The following is a 17068-nucleotide window of genomic DNA, read 5'->3' on the forward strand; positions in this document are numbered from 1 at the left end:
AAACGATGTATCTCCTTTTTTTTATAGTTAAAAATAGGCCCTTCCGATTCTTTAATTAGTTTCTATGATGAAACCCAAGAAGAGAATGATTCCAGCACGTCAACAAGGTTTTTATAACCTACTCTATCTATAGCTTCTTCAACAGATGCCCACTCTACTTTTTCAATCCCCTCTTCAGACTGAGGCACCAGCTTTTCTTTTTCCCATTCTTTGTATTGCATCGCAAACCAATGGGTAGTTTTACCATATCGGATATTATTCTGTTGGTACTCGTGGTAGGTGTTCTGCAGAACCCCAACGATATCAGGCAGACCAGATAAACCGATCTCTTCTGCAACTTCACGAACAGCGCACTCCTCTATCGTCTCCCCTTCTTCATTTTTTCCTTTGGGAAGATCCCAAACTCCTCTTCTGTAAATAAGAATTACCTGAAGCGCGTCCTGTGCAACTGTCCGAAATACGACCCCGCCTGCTGCCGTTACTTCTTTAATATTTGCCATCAATATTATTCACTCTCCCCAGAATCACCTTCTTCTTTACCTTTTTCATCAGCATAGCTTACTCTAAGATTATTCAGAGTTTCGGTTAGATAATTATCAAGCTTATCAGGCAAATTGCCTTCAGTATAGTCTTGGAGCATCACTAAAGTATCAATGGCAAATTTTGCTGATTTTAACTCGCGTTCTTTTTCACCGGTCTGAGGGTTCTCCAATTGCCCCAACCCCATTTGAGCAATCTGCTGATGTTGTTGCACAAGCATCATAAAAAGCAGTTGCTGCTGTTCATCTTCCGATAAATTATCGCCATTCATTTTTTTCTGGTCCATTGTAAGTCTTTTTTATTAAAATTTGGTCCTAAGATAAGATCTTTAAAGGAAAGAATTAATTAACACTAACTATAAATTATCAACAAAGTTCTTTAAATATTGAAAACAACCAAGTACCTTTAGAGGCTCTAAACATCTAATTCATTACACTCACATATATATTCACCAATGGCCATTTTACATCCTTTCAAAGCTTGGCGACCGATACCCGATACTGTAGAAGAAATTGCCTGTGTACCTTACGACGTGATAAGTGTTGAGGAGGCACGGACCCTTGCAGAAGGCAAACCTAAAAGCTTCTTGCATGTGATACGTCCTGAAATAGATCTACCCGAAGGCACTGACCCCCATGAAGATCGTGTTTATGAAAAGGGGGCCGAAAACCTCAAAGAATTTTTAATTGATGGAACACTACACCAAGAGGACACACCTCACGTTTATGTTTATCAGCTAATTAGACAAGGGCGACCCCAAACAGGAATTTTCTCTTGTGTGTCTGTCGATGATTATAATAAAGAAATTATTCTTAAACACGAACTTACCCGGCCTAAGAAGGAAGATGATCGGACACGACATCTTCTGACACAGCAAGCCCATGCTGAACCGGTAATGCTTACCTATAAGGATGATGAACGTACACAAGAACTCATTGATGAAACTGTTCAACAAGAACCTCTTTTTAATTTTGAAGCAGAGGATGGTGTTGTTCACAAGGTATGGCGGGCCTCAGACTCTGATGCCTTTGTAGAAGCTTTTTCGTCTATACCTAACTTGTATATTGCTGATGGTCACCATCGCTGCAAAAGTGCCTCTCGCGCGGCTGCAGTCGAAAAAGAAAAAAACGATGCACATACAGGAGATGAAGAATATAACTTCTTTCCCGCGGTCCTTTTTCCCATGTCGAACATGAATATTATGGCCTATAACCGAATAGTCCATTCGATACCGGATAACTTCATAGAAACATTGGGCCAGAAGTTCGAATTGACAGCCGGAGCCGCATCCAGTCCATCCCAAAAGGGAAATATCAGTATTTATATCAACAATAAGTGGTATGCATTAGAACTACCGATTGCTGACAATCCAAATAGCGTAGAACAGCTAGACGTGCATCGGCTGCAAGAACATCTACTATCTCCCCTGCTGGATATTACGGATCCCAGACGAGATAACAACATCTCTTTTGTCGGTGGCATACGCGGCACAGAAGAATTGGAAAAACTTGTCAATAATGGTGATGCCCAAATGGCCATTAGCATGTATCCTACAAGTATAGAAGAACTTGTAGAAGTATCTGATGAAGGTCTTCTGATGCCCCCCAAATCAACTTGGTTTGAACCTAAACTTCGATCCGGACTTTTAGTTCACACTTTTTAATTTCCTAACATCTTTAAATTCTTACTACTATGAATCGCGTTCACAACTTTAGTGCAGGACCCGCAACACTCCCTCTGGAAGTATTAAATAAGGCCAAGGCAGAACTCACTGAATATCAAGGTATGGGACGCTCCATTATGGAGATTAGTCACCGAAGCCCTCAATACGAGGCTATAGACCAACAAGCTAAAGCCCGCCTAACTGAATTACTTGGCCTGGGTGATGATTTTGAAATCATGTTTTTGCAAGGCGGTGCGAGTTCACAATTTATGATGGCCCCCTTCAATTTTTTACGCGACGGCCAAACAGCTGATTATATTGATACCGGTCGCTGGTCGAACAAAGCAATTAAAGAGGCCAATATTTTTGGAAATGTGCACCGTCCCTTTTCAAGTGCTGATTCCGGATATGATCGTGTCCCCTCCAATGAGGAGTTGAACCTAAGTGATAGTCCCGAATATGTCCATTTTACCTCTAATAATACGGTAGCGGGCACACAGTTTTCGACAGAACCAGAAACCGGTGACATACCCTTAGTTTGTGATGCATCATCGGATCTGCTTTCACGACCTATCGATGTGTCAAAATATGGTATCATTTATGCAGGAGCCCAGAAAAATGTAGGACCTGCCGGTGTTACTATCGTAATTATTAGCAAGGATTTTCTTGCCCAAGCCCATACCGAGAATGTACCTACCATTCTGCAGTACAAGACCCATACAGAAAAAATCTTTAATACCCCTCCCACTTTTAATGTATATATGGTTAACCTTGTACTGGAATGGGTTCAGAACAAAGGTGGACTCTCATACTTCAAAAAATTTAATGAAGAAAAAGCAGCGTTGCTTTATGATGAGATCGATAGAGACGATTTCTACCGAGGCGCTGTAGAAAAAGATTCTCGTTCTTTAATGAATGCAACTTTCCGCTTGCCTTCTGAAGAACTTGAAGAAAAATTCTTATCTGAAGCAAAAGAACATGACCTTATGACACTCAAAGGACACCGAAGTGTTGGAGGAATCCGAGCCAGCATGTACAATGCCTGTCCCCGTGAAAGTGTCCAAGCACTGGTTAACTTTATGAAAGAGTTCAAGAAGAATAACGGCTAATACTATTTCTTGATCGCTGTTTAGATAAGTCCGAATACGGTTAAAATATGATCAACCGTATTCGGCACAAACAGTATTAAATAAACCATTCCCCAAAGTGCTCCTGCCACATGCGCTTCATGATTCACCTTCCCTCTCTCCTGTTTACTTGCATACATACTGTAAACAAGGTACAAGACACCAAGGATAATTGCCGGTATAGGAATAGGTATTAACATCAACATAATTCCTTCCATTGGGAATAATAAAATAAAGGCAAAAAGGACAGAACCTACTGCTCCCGATGCACCTAATGTAGCATAATTAGGATCATCCTTAAATTTTACAAGGGACGGTATGCCTGCCACAATTAAACCGGTCAAGTATAGTCCCAGAAGATATTTCCCCCCAATTACCTGCTCCATTACAGTACCAAAAAAGTAGAGTGTAAACATATTTACAAAAAGGTGACCAACATTGGCATGCAAGAATCCCGAGGTTAACAATTCATACCATGATTTTTCTCTTACTGTTCGATAAGGTCTTAGATATCCCCATTCTGTTAGCGGAGGATACACAAACAAAGCAACTAACGAAACGATAATCGTTGTTGCCAATAAGTAAAATGTTACGGGACTATTTGAAATAAGACTTTCCATAAAGCTAATTTTTGATCTCTGAAAATAGACAACAGTATTCCCGATCGCCAATCTTATTTTTCGATTGAATTACATGCAACTTACTTGCTAACGTTTGCCGATACTGTTTATATTATGCGTCTACTAATGAAATGTACAGGCAGATAGCTCCCGAGAATCTATTAGCCGAAGTAGCTCAGCTGGTAGAGCGACGCTCTCGTAAAGCGTAGGTCGTCGGTTCGAATCCGATCTTCGGCTCAATATTTTCAGAAAAAATAGTGCTTGTTTAAAAACAAAAACTGCCGCAAGAACTACCTTTCAGAATCTTCTTTCCTCAAATCTATACTCCCATATTTATCTATTTTTGTAGCAGCAAGGGGCAGAAAACCATTTTCTTAGGGAATACAACATATAGGTTGTTACAATCCTTTTTTATACGGATTTTAACTCCTCTAAAATATATTATCAGCTAAAAAGAAAAAGAAGAGTAGCATACATTTTGCGATATATTTTACTACTTACAATTTTAGTAGCTCTTTTTATCACCTCTTGTGGTACCACCTCACGTTTTAATAAAACTGAGGCCGAAGGCAAGTCGAAACCATTAAAAAAGGGAGCTGTTATAGAAAAAGGTAGAGCTAGCTGGTACGGTCCAAAATTCCATGGAAAACTGACTGCCAATGGGGAAAAGTACGATATGTATGGTCTCACGGCAGCTCACCGCACATTACCGTTTAACACCATATTAGAAGTTCAGAACCTAGACAACAATAAATCAGTTCAAGTCCGCATTAATGATCGTGGCCCCTATGCAAAAGATCGAATTATCGATCTCTCTAAAAAAGCCGCACAAAAGATAGAAATGCTTGGTCCTGGCACCGCTAATGTAAAACTAGTTTTAATGAGTGAAAACCTGGCTGGCCCCCTCCCCCAAAATCTTAAAGTACCTACCTATACCGTACAACTTGCTTCATATAAAAAAGAGAACAAAGCCTTTAGTCACTCCCAAAAGATTAAAGGGGCTCGAGTAGAAACAGTCAACTTGCAAAAAGGAACAGTATATCGGGTCTATTATGGCGTTTATACTGATAAAACAGAGGCACGGCAAAATCAACGTAAACTTAAAAGAAAGGGATATGAAGGCTACGTTAAACAAATTGAAAATTGATGCTATTCATGGGAATGGAAGCGTCCCTCTTTCTGGTTGTACCAATCTGTTTTAAAACTTAAAATTTATATATGAAGAAGAAAATTATTGTCATCGGCAGTGGTTTTGGGGGACTTGCAACGGCATCACGCCTGCTATCGCAAGGGTATGAAGTAGAACTATTTGAAAAACGTGATAAGCCCGGTGGCCGTGCCTATGTTTATGAAATAGAAGGGTTTAAATTTGATGGTGGCCCTACGGTTATTACTGCACCATTTTTGTTTGATGAAATCTTTGAAGCTGCCGGCAAAAAACGGGAGGATTATTTCGACTTAGTTCCTTGCGATCCTTTCTATCGCATCTTCAATGCTGAAGGTGAAAAATTTGATTACAACGGGGACCATGACTTTGTCCTTAATGAAATTGAGCAATGGAATCCCAATGACAAAGAAGGATATACTAAGTTCTTAAAATCGACTAAAGCTATCTTCAATAAAGGTTTTGTAGAGTTGGCTGACCAACCGTTTCTGAGCTTATGGGATATGATTAAAGTTATACCCGATCTTATTAAGCTCCAGTCACACAAAACGGTTTACCAATACATCTCCAAGTTTATTGACGATGATTTTTTGAAGAAGGTTTTTTCATTCCACCCGCTATTGGTAGGCGGAAACCCTTTTGACACTACCTCGATTTACGCCATGATTCACTACTTGGAGCGGGAATGGGGAGTGCACTATGCCATGGGGGGCACAGGAGCCATTGTAAATGCCTTAGTGCGGCTTATCAAGGAGCAAGGGGGGACAATACATCTCAATGCCGAAGTAGACAAGATTTTAGTGAAAGAGGGTCAAGCAACAGGCATTCAACTTACCAATGGATCCCAGTATAAAGCAAATCAGGTCGTCTCTAACGCAGATGTCGCCTTTACATATCGCCATATGATTGATGCAAAGGATCGCAGCACCTATAGTAACAGAAAGATTGAACGGATGAAATACAGTATGTCTCTTTTTGTGATATACTTCGGTACCAAAAGGCGTTACCTTAATTCAGAACTGGAACACCATAATATTATCTTGGGTGAACGCTACCGAGAATTGCTGTCTGATATTTTCCACGATAAAAAACTGGCTGAAGACTTTTCTCTCTACCTCCATATGCCCACCAAAACAGATCCCTCATTGGCTCCAGAAGGTTGTGAAGGGTTCTATGTACTTTCTCCCGTTCCCCATCTTGACAGTGGAACTGATTGGGAAGCCAAAGCTAAGCCCTATCGCGATGCCATCATTAACTTTTTAGAAGAAAATTATCTGCCCAATCTGGAAGAAAATATTGTAGTAGAACATCATATTGATCCCCTGCACTTTAAACAAACTCTTAATAGTTTCAAAGGTTCAGCTTTTTCAGTAGAACCGATACTAACGCAATCAGCATGGTTCCGGCCACATAATAAATCAGAAGATATTGATGATCTGTTTTTTGTCGGCGCTGGTACACATCCTGGAGCAGGGTTACCGGGCGTTCTTTCCTCAGCCAAGATTGCGGAACAACTGATTTGCAATCCTTAATTCTAGTTTAATCAGGAGATAACTGGAATTGCTCTGCATCTCTTATATATTTGCTATGGCAAGTATATTACAATAACCATTATACCTTTTCCATTATGGGATTTAAAAAAGCGTATCTTTTATTCTCACTTCTCTTCTTTATTGTTGCGTGCCAACCCAAGGAATCAAAGTTTCAACAACTTGGTCTTGAAGAAATCACCATTACGGAGCTACAAAATGGCTATCAAAATGGTGATTATTCCATTGTTGATGTGACGGAAGCTTATCTGGAACGTATTGAGGAAATAGATCAAAATGGGCCTGCCCTTAATTCTATGCTGTTTCTCAATGCCAATGCCATTGAGAAAGCTAAAACACTTGATGCTGAGCTTGCCAAAGGCAACAAGCGCGGACCGCTTCATGGCATACCTGTTGTTTTGAAAGATAATGTAGACACCCATGATATGCCTACCACTGGCGGAGCACGCCCGATGGAAGGGTCCATACCTCCGGATGATGCTTTTATCACCCAAAAGTTGCGAGAAGCTGGAGCCATTATTCTAGGAAAAAGTAACTTAAGTGAATGGGCCAATTTCCACAGCAGTTTTTCTTCCAGCGGGTGGAGTGGTTTGGGTGGACAAACAAATAATCCTTATGATCTTAGTCGTAATCCGTGCGGATCAAGTTCTGGAACAGGTGCAGCAATCTCTGCCAATTTAGCTGTTTGGGGAATTGGTACAGAAACCAACGGTTCCATCACCTGTCCTTCCTCTGCAAATGGACTAGTTGGCATAAAACCTACGGTGGGACTGCTCAGTAGATCAGGTATTATTCCTATTTCCTTCACACAAGATACGCCCGGTCCTATGGCAAGAACAGTTACTGATGCAGCTATTGCTTTAGGTACAATGGTTGGCATAGACCAAGTTGATTCTAAGACGTTAAAAAGTGAGGGTAATTTTGTAAACGATTATACAAAATTCCTTAATAAAGACGGTCTTAAAGGAAAAAGAATTGGGTTTTGGACGGGACCACTTGGTCAGCATCATCGAGTAGACACCTTGATGCATCAAACAATTCGTGTTTTGAAAGAGCAGGGTGCCAAAATTGTAGAATTGGAAACGATTACAAAAGAGAATATCGGAGGAGATTCATTCCAGGTTTTACTCTATGAATTCAAAGATGGGCTAAACAAGTATTTTAAATCGTTGGGATCAGATGCCCCTGTTGACAATCTTGACGAACTTATCAAATTAACACTTGCCGACTCTGTTGAAATGCAATACTTCGACCACGACTTACTGATTAAGGCCAGTGAAAAGGGAGAGCTCAATTCCGAGGAATACACTAAGTCACTTAAGAAGATGCTTAAATATGCTCGTGAAAAAGGCATTGACAGGGTGATGCAAGAGAACAACCTGGATGCCATTGTGAGTCCTACCGGAGCCCCCGCCTGGAAAACAGATTTAATTAATGGGGATAATTTCTCCGTTTCCTCAAGTAGTCCTGCTGCACGTGCAGGTTATCCGAATATAACTGTTCCCATGGGATATATTGATGATCTGCCTGTTGGCATTTCATTTTTTGGCAAAGCATGGAGTGAACCAAAGCTTTTAGAAATCGCATATGCATTTGAGCAAGCTACAAATATTCGAGTGCCTCCTTCGATAGCAAACATCAAATAACAGGCTACATTAAAAAACCCCCGACATAACGATATGACGGGGGATTAAAAATCAATAAGGAATATTTATTTACTTTCGAGCTCTTCTTGCAAGGCATCCCAGTCAGCCAAAAATCGCTCAAGTCCGCGATCTGTTAGTGGATGATGCATTAACTGGTCAATAACTTTAAGCGGCATGGTAGCTACATCTGCACCCAACCGTGCTGATTCGAATACATGCATAGGATGACGGATACTTGCTGCCAATACTTCCGTTTCGAAATCGTAATTCTCATAGATAGTTACAATATCAGCAATTAGCTGCATTCCGTCATCAGAAATATCATCAAGACGACCAATAAATGGAGAAATATATGTTGCTCCCGCTTTTGCAGCTAATAGTGCTTGGGTTGCAGAAAAGCAGAGGGTACAATTCGTTCGAATGCCTTCATCAGATAAGCTACGAATCGCTTTTATACCATCTTTAATAAGCGGCACCTTGACTACTACATTATCTGCTATCTTGGCCAGATTACGCGCTTCGGCCATAATCTCTTCATATTCTGTAGAAACAACTTCTGCCGAAACATCCCCATCAACTAAGTTACAGATTTTTGCAATATGCCCTTCAAAATCAGCAACTCCTATTTTTGCACACAAACTTGGGTTTGTTGTTACTCCATCCAAAACACCCAAGTCATGGGCTTCTTGAATCTCATCAAGGTCGGCGGTGTCAATAAAAAATTTCATATTTAGCTTAGTGGCTTTGTGATTATTTATGGTAGGCTAAAAATAACAAATTTTATACCTCTTTCTTAAAGCAACACCTTATTAATTATTTATATTTTACAGAACTCAAACGCTACTTCGAATGTTAAAAAAATTAAAAATCATCAATTTCTATCTTAATCTGTCGTTATAGTGAATCATTTGCTGTATCCTCTCGTAAGGCAACTGTTGCTTAACATCTATATCATTAAAAATGGATCCAGTGAAAAATTTACAGTACGTATTTGTTCCCTTATTTGTCATTTTTATTCAGGCCTGTGGCGGTAGCTCCGGCGAACCTACCAACAACTTTAGAGGAAATAATCAAGAAGAAGATGCAACAAGTGTTGAAACTATAACAGCTTCAACCCAGGATATTTCCCAACAAATAAAATCGTTTGGTAATGTTCGGGCACAAGAGATTGTGGAAGTTACTCCCCAGGTTTCAAATCGTATAACAAAAATTTATGCCGACCTTGGCGATACCGTCCAACAAGGAGATGTACTCGCCAAAATTTATGATGCCACTTATCGTGACCAATACCAACAGGCGAAATCACAACTTGAACAGAACCGTGCATCGTATGTTCGGGACAGCCTGCAATTTCAACGTCAAAAGGAACTGCATAGAAAAGACTTAATTAGCTCTACAGAATTTGATAATGCAAAAGCGACCTTTGAAAGCAGCAAAGCTCAGCTCCAATCGGCTAAAGCTAATCTTACCGAGAGCCGAGAGAACCTAGCTAACACTGAGATAACATCCCCAGTGTACGGAGTTGTTCTCAGTCGCAATATCTCTGAAGGTGACCTGGCCAGTAACGGACAAGTAGCGTATGAAGTTGCAAACCTTATTGGCCTTCAAGCGCGCGTTCACCTTCCGATGGAAGAATGGCGGGATGTTGAGATCGGACAAGAAGTTAGCTTCCGTGTATCCAACCAATCAAATGTCAGTGGCAAAGGGCGTGTTACACAGATAAGTCCCCGCCTGGACGCTTCTACCGGCCTTGGAGAAGTTGTCATAAGCCTCACTGAAACCGGACAATCTATTTATCAAGGAGTCTTGGTAGAATCTAATATCACAGTAAAAACTCATAACAATGCCGTGGTTATTCCCCGTTCTGCCTTAGTCGAGAATGTACAAACTCTTATTGAACCTGAATCAAATACGATCCAACTAGATCGGAGCTATTCGGTTTTTATTGTTGAAGATGATTCACTTGCACTACAACGTGATATTACATTGGGAATTGAACAAGGAGATAAAGTCGAAATTATCAGAGGCATTAAGGCCGGTGATGAAATTGTCACAACAGGCCAAAATGGGTTATCTGACAGTACAAAGGTACGCATTGCTGATCCTCAAAACTTTAATCCCTCTCAAAAAGAAGTTCCGATTGATAATATGACAGAGGAAGAAACTAAGGCGACATCACAAGATACAAGCTCAACCTCGTAATAAAGAATACATACTATCTATGAAAGCTCTAGCAAGAAAAGCGGTTGAGCGGCCTGTTACTTTTTTTATGACGAGTCTTATCGTCATCGGTTTTGGCCTTTTTGGGCTGTCAAACCTGCGGCTCAACCTTTATCCGGATGTCTCATTTCCAACAATTACAGTTTACACCACTTATGAAGGGGTAGCACCGGGAGATATGGAAACCCTTGTCACCCGTCCCATAGAAGAAGTTGTAGGTAGCATTAGTGGAGTTCGTGAAGTACGATCATCGTCCAAACAAGGTGCCTCTGTCGTTAAACTAAAATTTAACTGGGGTACCAACCTTTACCAAGCAGAATCAGACGTACGTAAAGAGCTTGACTTTGTAAGGCGAACCATACCCGACGACGCTGAACAGCCGATTGTTTTTTCGTATGACCCAAACCAAGAACCAATTATGGTTCTGACCTTAACCTCTAAAACCCAGAGCCCTAGAGAACTTCGTACCATGGCTCGCCAGCAGATTGAGCAGCGACTTGAACGAATACCAGGGGTAGCTTCCAGTGAAACAGCCGGCGGCTATGAGCGCCAAATCAATATTGATATCAGCAATGAGCAGATGCGCACCTATGGGTTAGATATCTCTACCATTGCTAATAAACTTGAACAAGAGAATATCCAGATTCCAGCCGGCGAGCTCATAGAAGGCCGTACTATATATTCACTGAGGACCATTGGTGAATTTAAAAATGTCGACCAGATACGCAATACTGTTATTGCGCAAACAGATGATAAACCTCTGCGCCTGAAAGATGTTGCTGATGTAGAAGATGGAGTTGCTCAGCCTATTGGCGATGTGCATGTTGATTATAATAAAGGGGTTATCATCAATGTATATCGGCAAAGTGATGCTAATGTTGTAACTACTGCAAATGCAGTTGTCGAAAATCTTGATGACCTCCAAAAACCTCTTCCCAGTGGAGTTGCAGTGGATGTATTGACAAACAAGGCCGAATTTATAGAAATGTCTATTGACAACCTACTTTGGACAGGCCTACAGGCCATTATCCTGGTGGTTCTTATCTTATTGGCTTTCTTACACAGTGGTAGATCTGCTCTTATTATAGCTATCTCAATACCTGTATCGATTATCTCCACTTTCAGTATTATGGACTGGACAGATCTTAGCCTGAATATCATTTCACTCTCAGGACTTACCCTTGCTGTAGGTATGGTCGTGGATGATGCTGTTGTAGTTCTGGAGAATATTTTCCGTTTCAAAGAAGAGGGCCATAATAAAAGCAAAGCCTCTGTCTTTGGAGCTCAGGAAGTAGCAGTCCCAGTCGTTATTTCAACACTTACAACACTCGTTGTCTTTATTCCAATTCTCTTTGTACCTGGTATTGCGGGATTCTTGTTTCGCGATTTAGCTCTTACTATCTCCTTCGCACTTATCGTATCATCGCTGGTAGCACTCTCTTTAATACCTATGATGAGTTCAATTCTATTAGATACTGATGAAGAGGGTGAACAAAAGAACAAAGACTCTTACCTAAAGCAACTTCTGGATTGGAGCCGTGGTAATATATATAAGCGCATTCTTGCTTCTCCGCTTCTATTATTAGGTGCTATTCTATATCCAATATTTTGGATAATTCGACTGGTCGGGAACAGTATCGCTTCCTTCTTTAGTAACAAAATTGCCCCAGTTACCAGTAACTTTCTAGATAGATTAGAGCAATCTTACAAACGCAGATTAGATTCACTCCTCAATAACAGTGGGACTGTTATAATATCAGCAGTAATTTTATTCTTGGTAACTCTTCCCATTTTTAATCAGCTGGGGGGAGAGTTTTTTCCAAAGGTTGATGATAACTCCTTTATTCTGGATGTACAACGAAATCCTGGGGTTAGCCTCATCGAGCTGGAACGATCAATTGCCCAGGCAGAATCAATAATCAACAAAAATGTACCTGAGGCGAAACTAGTAGTCGCAGACTTTGGAGATAAAGAAGGAATAGAAGGTGCAGACAGCCCCGGCGGCTATCAAGGAACCATTAGTGTTGAACTGGTTTCTCAAGATCAACGAAAACGATCAGAATCCGTCATTGTATCCAGTCTGCTTAAAAAGCTTGAAGATGTTCCTGGAACTAATATTAAAGAAATTCAGCAAGATCCATTAAGCCCTGAAGGTGAAAGTGGGCTGGTAGTCCAAATTTATGGTTATGAACCGCAAACAAAAGAAGATCTGGCCAATGGTGTAAAACAAAAACTTCGTGAGATTGATGGAATTGTAAATGTCTTTAGCACCGCCGACCAAGGGCGTCCCGAACTGCGCGTAACCATGGATCGAGAGCGAATTTCTCGTATCGGAATGACCACTTCAGATGTAGCTAATGCACTCAGCAACGCCATCAAAGGCAATATTGCAACAACCTATGTTGACAAGGGAGTTGAATTTGAGGTACTCGTTCAACTGGATGAACTGGATAAAGCAGCTGTATCAGACCTTCGAAATTTACAAATTCAAACTCCTTCCAATGGTTGGGTACCTCTATCTAACCTAGCCCGAATCGAACGCTATCAAGGGCCTACAAATATCTTAAGAATTAACCAAGAGCGTGTTACTGAAGTATCTGCCGACTTATCAGAAATGGACCTCAAAGCAGCATCAGTGCAAAGCCGGGAAAAGCTAGAGAATATTAATTGGCCCGAAGGATATCGATATGAAATAGCCGGCTCAGCAGAAGAGCAACAAGAATCCTTCAACTTTTTGGTACTGGCATTCATGATTGCGGGAATACTCACATATATGGTTATGGCCTCGCAGTTCGAGAGCTTAGTAGAACCCTTTATTATTATACTAACTATACCGCTTGCTCTAACGGGAGTTTTACTAATCCTCTGGATTACCGGCACCTCTATCAGTGTAACCTCAATGGTTGGTCTAATTTTGTTATCTGGTATTGTGGTAAATAATGGAATTGTCATGATTGATTACATCAAAATATTACAAGCTCGTGCTTATTCACGACACCAAGCAATTGTTGAAGGAGCTACCCGAAGATTACGACCTATTTTGATGACTGCCTTTACCACTATTCTTTCAATGGTACCGCTGGCCCTTGAACTTGGGTCAGGCTCGGAAACCTGGAGCCCTATGGCAAGAACGGTTATTGGCGGACTGGGCATGTCCACTCTGCTAATGCTTTTTGTAGTGCCCTGCTTATACAAACTGATAAACAGTATGGTCGAGAACTTCGGCTTTGATGCGGTGCATAAAGAAGACCCTCTCCTTCAAACTGAAGTTTCCTAATTCAATACTGCTATGAAAAAGTTTTCGTTAGCTGAACGTATACTTAAACGACCTATCACAGTGATCATGGCTACACTAGTGATTATCGGCTTTGGGTCATTTGCGCTCTCGAATCTTAAAATCACAATGTATCCTTCTTTTAATATCCCGGTGCTTGCTATACAGACCACCTATGGCAATGTTGCTCCTGAAGACATGCAAGAACTCGTAGTCGAGCCAATAGAAGGCGCGGTATCAGCCATACAGGGTATCGAAACCATGGATGGGAACATTGACAAGGGTAGCGCTTTTATCATCCTTAGACTCAAAAATGGCATCGATATACGCCGAACGGAACTGAAGGTGCGGGAAGCCATATCGCGGATTAGAAATGAACTACCGGCCGAAGCCTCCGAACCGATTATATTCCAGTTTGATCCCGAAAATATGCCCATCATGCGGCTTAGCCTTGAAGCCGAACAAAAAGGTCTTGATAAACTCCGACGCCTTGGAATAGAGTTCGTTGAACCGCGTATCGAGCGACTGGAAGGGGTAGCCTCAGCTGATACCCGGGGTGGACTTGAACGCAAAATATTTGTGAATGTAGACCCTATGTCCCTGGCACAACATCGCCTGGTTCCATCAGACCTAGAGAACGCACTACGGTCTAATAATGTGCAGGTTCCTGTGGGCGATATTGTGGCAGGTACAAAAAGCTATAGCATTAGGGCACAGTCGATGTATGGGCAAGTAGAAGAGATTAAACAAACGATTATCAAAACAAATAATAATGATGTTCCCATACGTATTAAAGATGTAGCGAATGTCAGCGATAGCTTCGCCGATATCTCTACGCTCGTTGAAATCAATGGCAAAAACAGTGTTACTCTTGATATATACAAAAAGTCTGACGCTAATACACTAGATGTGGCAAATGCCGTAACCACTCAGCTCAATACCATTAATGCCAATCTACCAAAAGGTGTCAGCTTACAAGTACTTACCAACGATGGTCAAAATGTTGAAAATTCCATCTCTAACCTCACCCAGTCAGCTTTAGCCGCCCTTATCGTAGTTATAATAGTACTTCTCATATTTTTGGGCGGATGGCGAATTTCATTAGTGGTAGCGGCTTCCATTCCCGTTTCGGTGACCGCTACCTTTGCAGCGATGTATGCGGCAGGACTTACTCTTAATATCTTGACGATTACTGCTCTTGCGCTTGCCATTGGCTTACTTGTTGATAATGCTATTGTTGTTTCAGAAAGTATTGCTCGTAAACTCGAAGAAAATCTTCCAAAAATGCAGGCAGCACTGGAGGGAACAAACGAAGTGATCGGAGCGCTGCTGGGGGCAACATTGACCACATTAGGTGTTTTTGTTCCCATAATCGGATTGTCTGGAGTTGCAGGTCAGTTTTTTGCTCAGTTCGCCATAACAATCAGCATGTCTATTGCAATCTCTTTCTTAGCCTCCATCATATTGGTCCCTGTTTTAGCTCTACTTTTTCTGAATAAAGAAGAGTTTCAACGTCACAGTTCCTCATTCCAGGCTATTCATAAGATTGAAAACTGGTATGAAGATTCACTCCGTTGGCTCATGTTTCATAAGTGGACAACAATCGTTTTTGTTTCATTAATTCTTGGAGGAACATACCTTCTATTTTCAAATCTTGAATCTGAATTTTTGCCGGATACTGATAGTGGCCAGATCTCTGTTGGGGTTGAACTACCTACCGGTACAAAACTTGTTAAAACAGCACAGGTTCTCCGTAGCTTTAGTGAAGAACTCAAGCAAAAAGAGGTGGTTGAAACCGTTATTACTCAAATAGGCCAAAGTGGATGGAATCAACGGACCAATGAAGGAGAACTCAATATTAATCTGATTGAAGCTGATAAGCGTGATATTACTACGAATAAATTTTCAGCAAACCTTCGCCAAACTCTTAAAGCACCGGGTGTAGAAGTAAATATTCGAGGGAGCGGTGGTTTTTCCGGCTTTAGCAGCGGAATCCGCTTGAGTGTAGTAGGTCCTGATATTGATATATTACAAGGTATATCAGACAAAATTGAAAGAAACTTACTTCAAGATTCAACTGTTATTTCTGTCGATAATGGCTGGACAGACCGCACACCCGAACTTAGATATTATGTAGACAGACAACGTATTAGCCGGGTAGGAAGCTCGCTTAATCAAGTTGCGCGTTCTTTAAAAACACAAGTCCAAGGAACACGAGTAGGATTTCTACGCCAAGAAGGAAGAGAAATACCTATTGAAGTACGAGCCAATAAATCTTCCCTTACAAGCCGTGAACAGCTTTATGATCTTGAGTTAATTCAGGCGGATAGTCAACGTATTCCTGTTGCCGGGCTAGGAAAATTTGTAAGTGCAGAGGGCTTTAACTCTATTGAACGTCGAGATCGAGAAACTGTACTGGATATTAATATCGAAGTAGATGGAAATCCCAGCGAATACCGAGAACAGATAACTTCTTTCCTCAAAGAAGAAATTATATTACCCGAGGGCTACCGTTACGAGTTTACCGGAGGGACCCGTGACTCTGAGGAAGGCTTTTTTGAAATATTACGATCTCTGATATTTGCCATATTACTTACATACATGATTATGGCATCTTTATTTGAGAACTTTCGTGACCCCTTTATCATCTGGTTCACTATACCGCTTGCATTCTTTGGTGCTTTAGTGGGCCTTTGGATATTACAAACCCCACTGAGTGCTACTGCCTATATTGGTATGTTTATGCTCGTAGGTATTATTGTTAATAATGGTATCGTTCTCGTTGATTATATGCACTTGTATTCGAAATATAATGAACACTCCGATTCACTTTTCAACAATGTAATTGAAGCATGTAAAAGAAGACTTCGCCCTATTCTTTTAACAGCCCTTACCACTATCTGTTCAATGATACCTTTATCATTAGCCATCGGTACCGGTGCCCAAATTTGGGCACCGCTTGCACGTGCTGTTATTGGCGGCCTCTTTTTCGGCTCAGTTTTGACACTTTATATCATTCCCGCCTTTGTAATGGGGATCAGTAAAAAAAGAAGAAACGCGATCAATGAATACAGAACTTCTTCTAAATAATACTTTCAGTCAGTACATTGTCAATGATCTATAATCAATTTTTTAGACTGATAATCTATTCTTATCAAAACAATTATTCAAAATTCACGTTACATGTATTACCTCTGAGATTTAATAAGAAGATGGAAATATTGGACAAAAAGATTGTATATTTATGCAAAGCATCTAGAAAA

General features: G+C 40.9%; 12 protein-coding genes and 1 tRNA gene. 9 read left to right on the forward strand and 4 right to left on the reverse strand.

Features of this window, described 5'->3' with window-relative positions:
* Window positions 1–62: 62 nt before the first annotated feature.
* Together FCN14_RS07855 and FCN14_RS07860 are read right to left on the reverse strand one after the other, a co-directional pair.
* A complete protein-coding gene (locus FCN14_RS07855) occupies window positions 63–500 on the reverse strand; it encodes an NUDIX hydrolase (protein WP_138430648.1) in 438 nt (145 codons plus the stop codon).
* Window positions 501–505: 5 nt separating this feature from the next.
* The gene (locus FCN14_RS07860) at window positions 506–826 is read right to left on the reverse strand and encodes a DUF1844 domain-containing protein (RefSeq protein ID WP_246043127.1); all 321 of its coding nucleotides are present in this window, start codon (window positions 824–826) and stop codon (window positions 506–508) included.
* A gap of 168 nt (window positions 827–994) precedes the next feature.
* Here FCN14_RS07860 and FCN14_RS07865 point away from each other — a divergent pair, with 168 nt between their 5' ends.
* Both FCN14_RS07865 and serC read left to right on the forward strand, forming a co-directional pair.
* Window positions 995–2203, forward strand: a complete 1209-nt coding sequence (locus FCN14_RS07865; protein ID WP_138430649.1) for a DUF1015 domain-containing protein — start codon at window positions 995–997, stop codon at window positions 2201–2203.
* Between the two features lie 29 nt (window positions 2204–2232).
* Window positions 2233–3312 (forward strand): 3-phosphoserine/phosphohydroxythreonine transaminase, encoded by a 1080-nt coding sequence (serC, locus tag FCN14_RS07870; RefSeq protein WP_138430650.1) that lies wholly within the window; start codon window positions 2233–2235, stop codon window positions 3310–3312.
* Between the two features lie 20 nt (window positions 3313–3332).
* Here the strand turns inward: serC and FCN14_RS07875 are convergent, their stop codons facing one another.
* On the reverse strand, window positions 3333–3950 hold the full coding sequence (locus FCN14_RS07875; RefSeq protein WP_138430651.1) for a rhomboid family intramembrane serine protease: 618 nt from the start codon (window positions 3948–3950) through the stop codon (window positions 3333–3335).
* A 164-nt stretch (window positions 3951–4114) separates the two neighbouring features.
* Here FCN14_RS07875 and FCN14_RS07880 point away from each other — a divergent pair.
* The 4 genes from FCN14_RS07880 to FCN14_RS07895 all read left to right on the forward strand — a co-directional run bounded on the left by FCN14_RS07880 (window position 4115) and on the right by FCN14_RS07895 (window position 8311).
* A tRNA-Thr gene (locus tag FCN14_RS07880) sits at window positions 4115–4187 on the forward strand.
* A 241-nt stretch (window positions 4188–4428) separates the two neighbouring features.
* The gene (locus FCN14_RS07885; RefSeq protein ID WP_281280647.1) at window positions 4429–5097 is read left to right on the forward strand and encodes a septal ring lytic transglycosylase RlpA family protein; all 669 of its coding nucleotides are present in this window, start codon (window positions 4429–4431) and stop codon (window positions 5095–5097) included.
* A 71-nt stretch (window positions 5098–5168) separates the two neighbouring features.
* Window positions 5169–6647: a phytoene desaturase gene (locus FCN14_RS07890; protein ID WP_138430653.1), complete on the forward strand. Its 1479-nt coding sequence runs from the start codon at window positions 5169–5171 to the stop codon at window positions 6645–6647.
* Window positions 6648–6742: 95 nt separating this feature from the next.
* Window positions 6743–8311, forward strand: a complete 1569-nt coding sequence (locus FCN14_RS07895) for an amidase (protein ID WP_138430654.1) — start codon at window positions 6743–6745, stop codon at window positions 8309–8311.
* A 65-nt stretch (window positions 8312–8376) separates the two neighbouring features.
* Here FCN14_RS07895 and fsa read toward each other — a convergent pair whose 3' ends face one another.
* Window positions 8377–9039, reverse strand: a complete 663-nt coding sequence (gene fsa / locus FCN14_RS07900; protein ID WP_138430655.1) for a fructose-6-phosphate aldolase — start codon at window positions 9037–9039, stop codon at window positions 8377–8379.
* Between the two features lie 241 nt (window positions 9040–9280).
* On the opposite strand from fsa, the gene FCN14_RS07905 reads away from it, so the two are divergent.
* Genes FCN14_RS07905 through FCN14_RS07920 form a run of 3 tightly spaced genes read left to right on the forward strand, consistent with a single transcriptional unit; the run spans window position 9281 to window position 16895 of the window.
* The gene (locus FCN14_RS07905) at window positions 9281–10513 is read left to right on the forward strand and encodes an efflux RND transporter periplasmic adaptor subunit (protein ID WP_171032843.1); all 1233 of its coding nucleotides are present in this window, start codon (window positions 9281–9283) and stop codon (window positions 10511–10513) included.
* A gap of 19 nt (window positions 10514–10532) precedes the next feature.
* A complete protein-coding gene (locus FCN14_RS15945; protein ID WP_246043128.1) occupies window positions 10533–13808 on the forward strand; it encodes an efflux RND transporter permease subunit in 3276 nt (1091 codons plus the stop codon).
* Between the two features lie 12 nt (window positions 13809–13820).
* On the forward strand, window positions 13821–16895 hold the full coding sequence (locus FCN14_RS07920; RefSeq protein WP_138430657.1) for an efflux RND transporter permease subunit: 3075 nt from the start codon (window positions 13821–13823) through the stop codon (window positions 16893–16895).
* Window positions 16896–17068 lie beyond the last annotated feature (173 nt).

Origin of the sequence: Fodinibius saliphilus, from assembly GCF_005869845.1 — a bacterium.
GTDB lineage: Bacteria > Bacteroidota > Rhodothermia > Balneolales > Balneolaceae > Fodinibius > Fodinibius saliphilus.

Excerpts from the sequence above, each read along its gene's own strand:
- FCN14_RS07855 (WP_138430648.1), bottom strand. The coding sequence starts at position 500 with ATGGCAAATATTAAAGAAGTAACGGCAGCAGGCGGGGTCGTATTTCGG.
- FCN14_RS07860 (WP_246043127.1), bottom strand. The coding sequence starts at position 826 with ATGGACCAGAAAAAAATGAATGGCGATAATTTATCGGAAGATGAACAG.
- FCN14_RS07865 (WP_138430649.1), top strand. The coding sequence starts at position 995 with ATGGCCATTTTACATCCTTTCAAAGCTTGGCGACCGATACCCGATACT.
- serC (WP_138430650.1), top strand. The coding sequence starts at position 2,233 with ATGAATCGCGTTCACAACTTTAGTGCAGGACCCGCAACACTCCCTCTG.
- FCN14_RS07875 (WP_138430651.1), bottom strand. The coding sequence starts at position 3,950 with ATGGAAAGTCTTATTTCAAATAGTCCCGTAACATTTTACTTATTGGCA.
- FCN14_RS07890 (WP_138430653.1), top strand. The coding sequence starts at position 5,169 with ATGAAGAAGAAAATTATTGTCATCGGCAGTGGTTTTGGGGGACTTGCA.
- FCN14_RS07895 (WP_138430654.1), top strand. The coding sequence starts at position 6,743 with ATGGGATTTAAAAAAGCGTATCTTTTATTCTCACTTCTCTTCTTTATT.
- fsa (WP_138430655.1), bottom strand. The coding sequence starts at position 9,039 with ATGAAATTTTTTATTGACACCGCCGACCTTGATGAGATTCAAGAAGCC.
- FCN14_RS15945 (WP_246043128.1), top strand. The coding sequence starts at position 10,533 with ATGAAAGCTCTAGCAAGAAAAGCGGTTGAGCGGCCTGTTACTTTTTTT.
- FCN14_RS07920 (WP_138430657.1), top strand. The coding sequence starts at position 13,821 with ATGAAAAAGTTTTCGTTAGCTGAACGTATACTTAAACGACCTATCACA.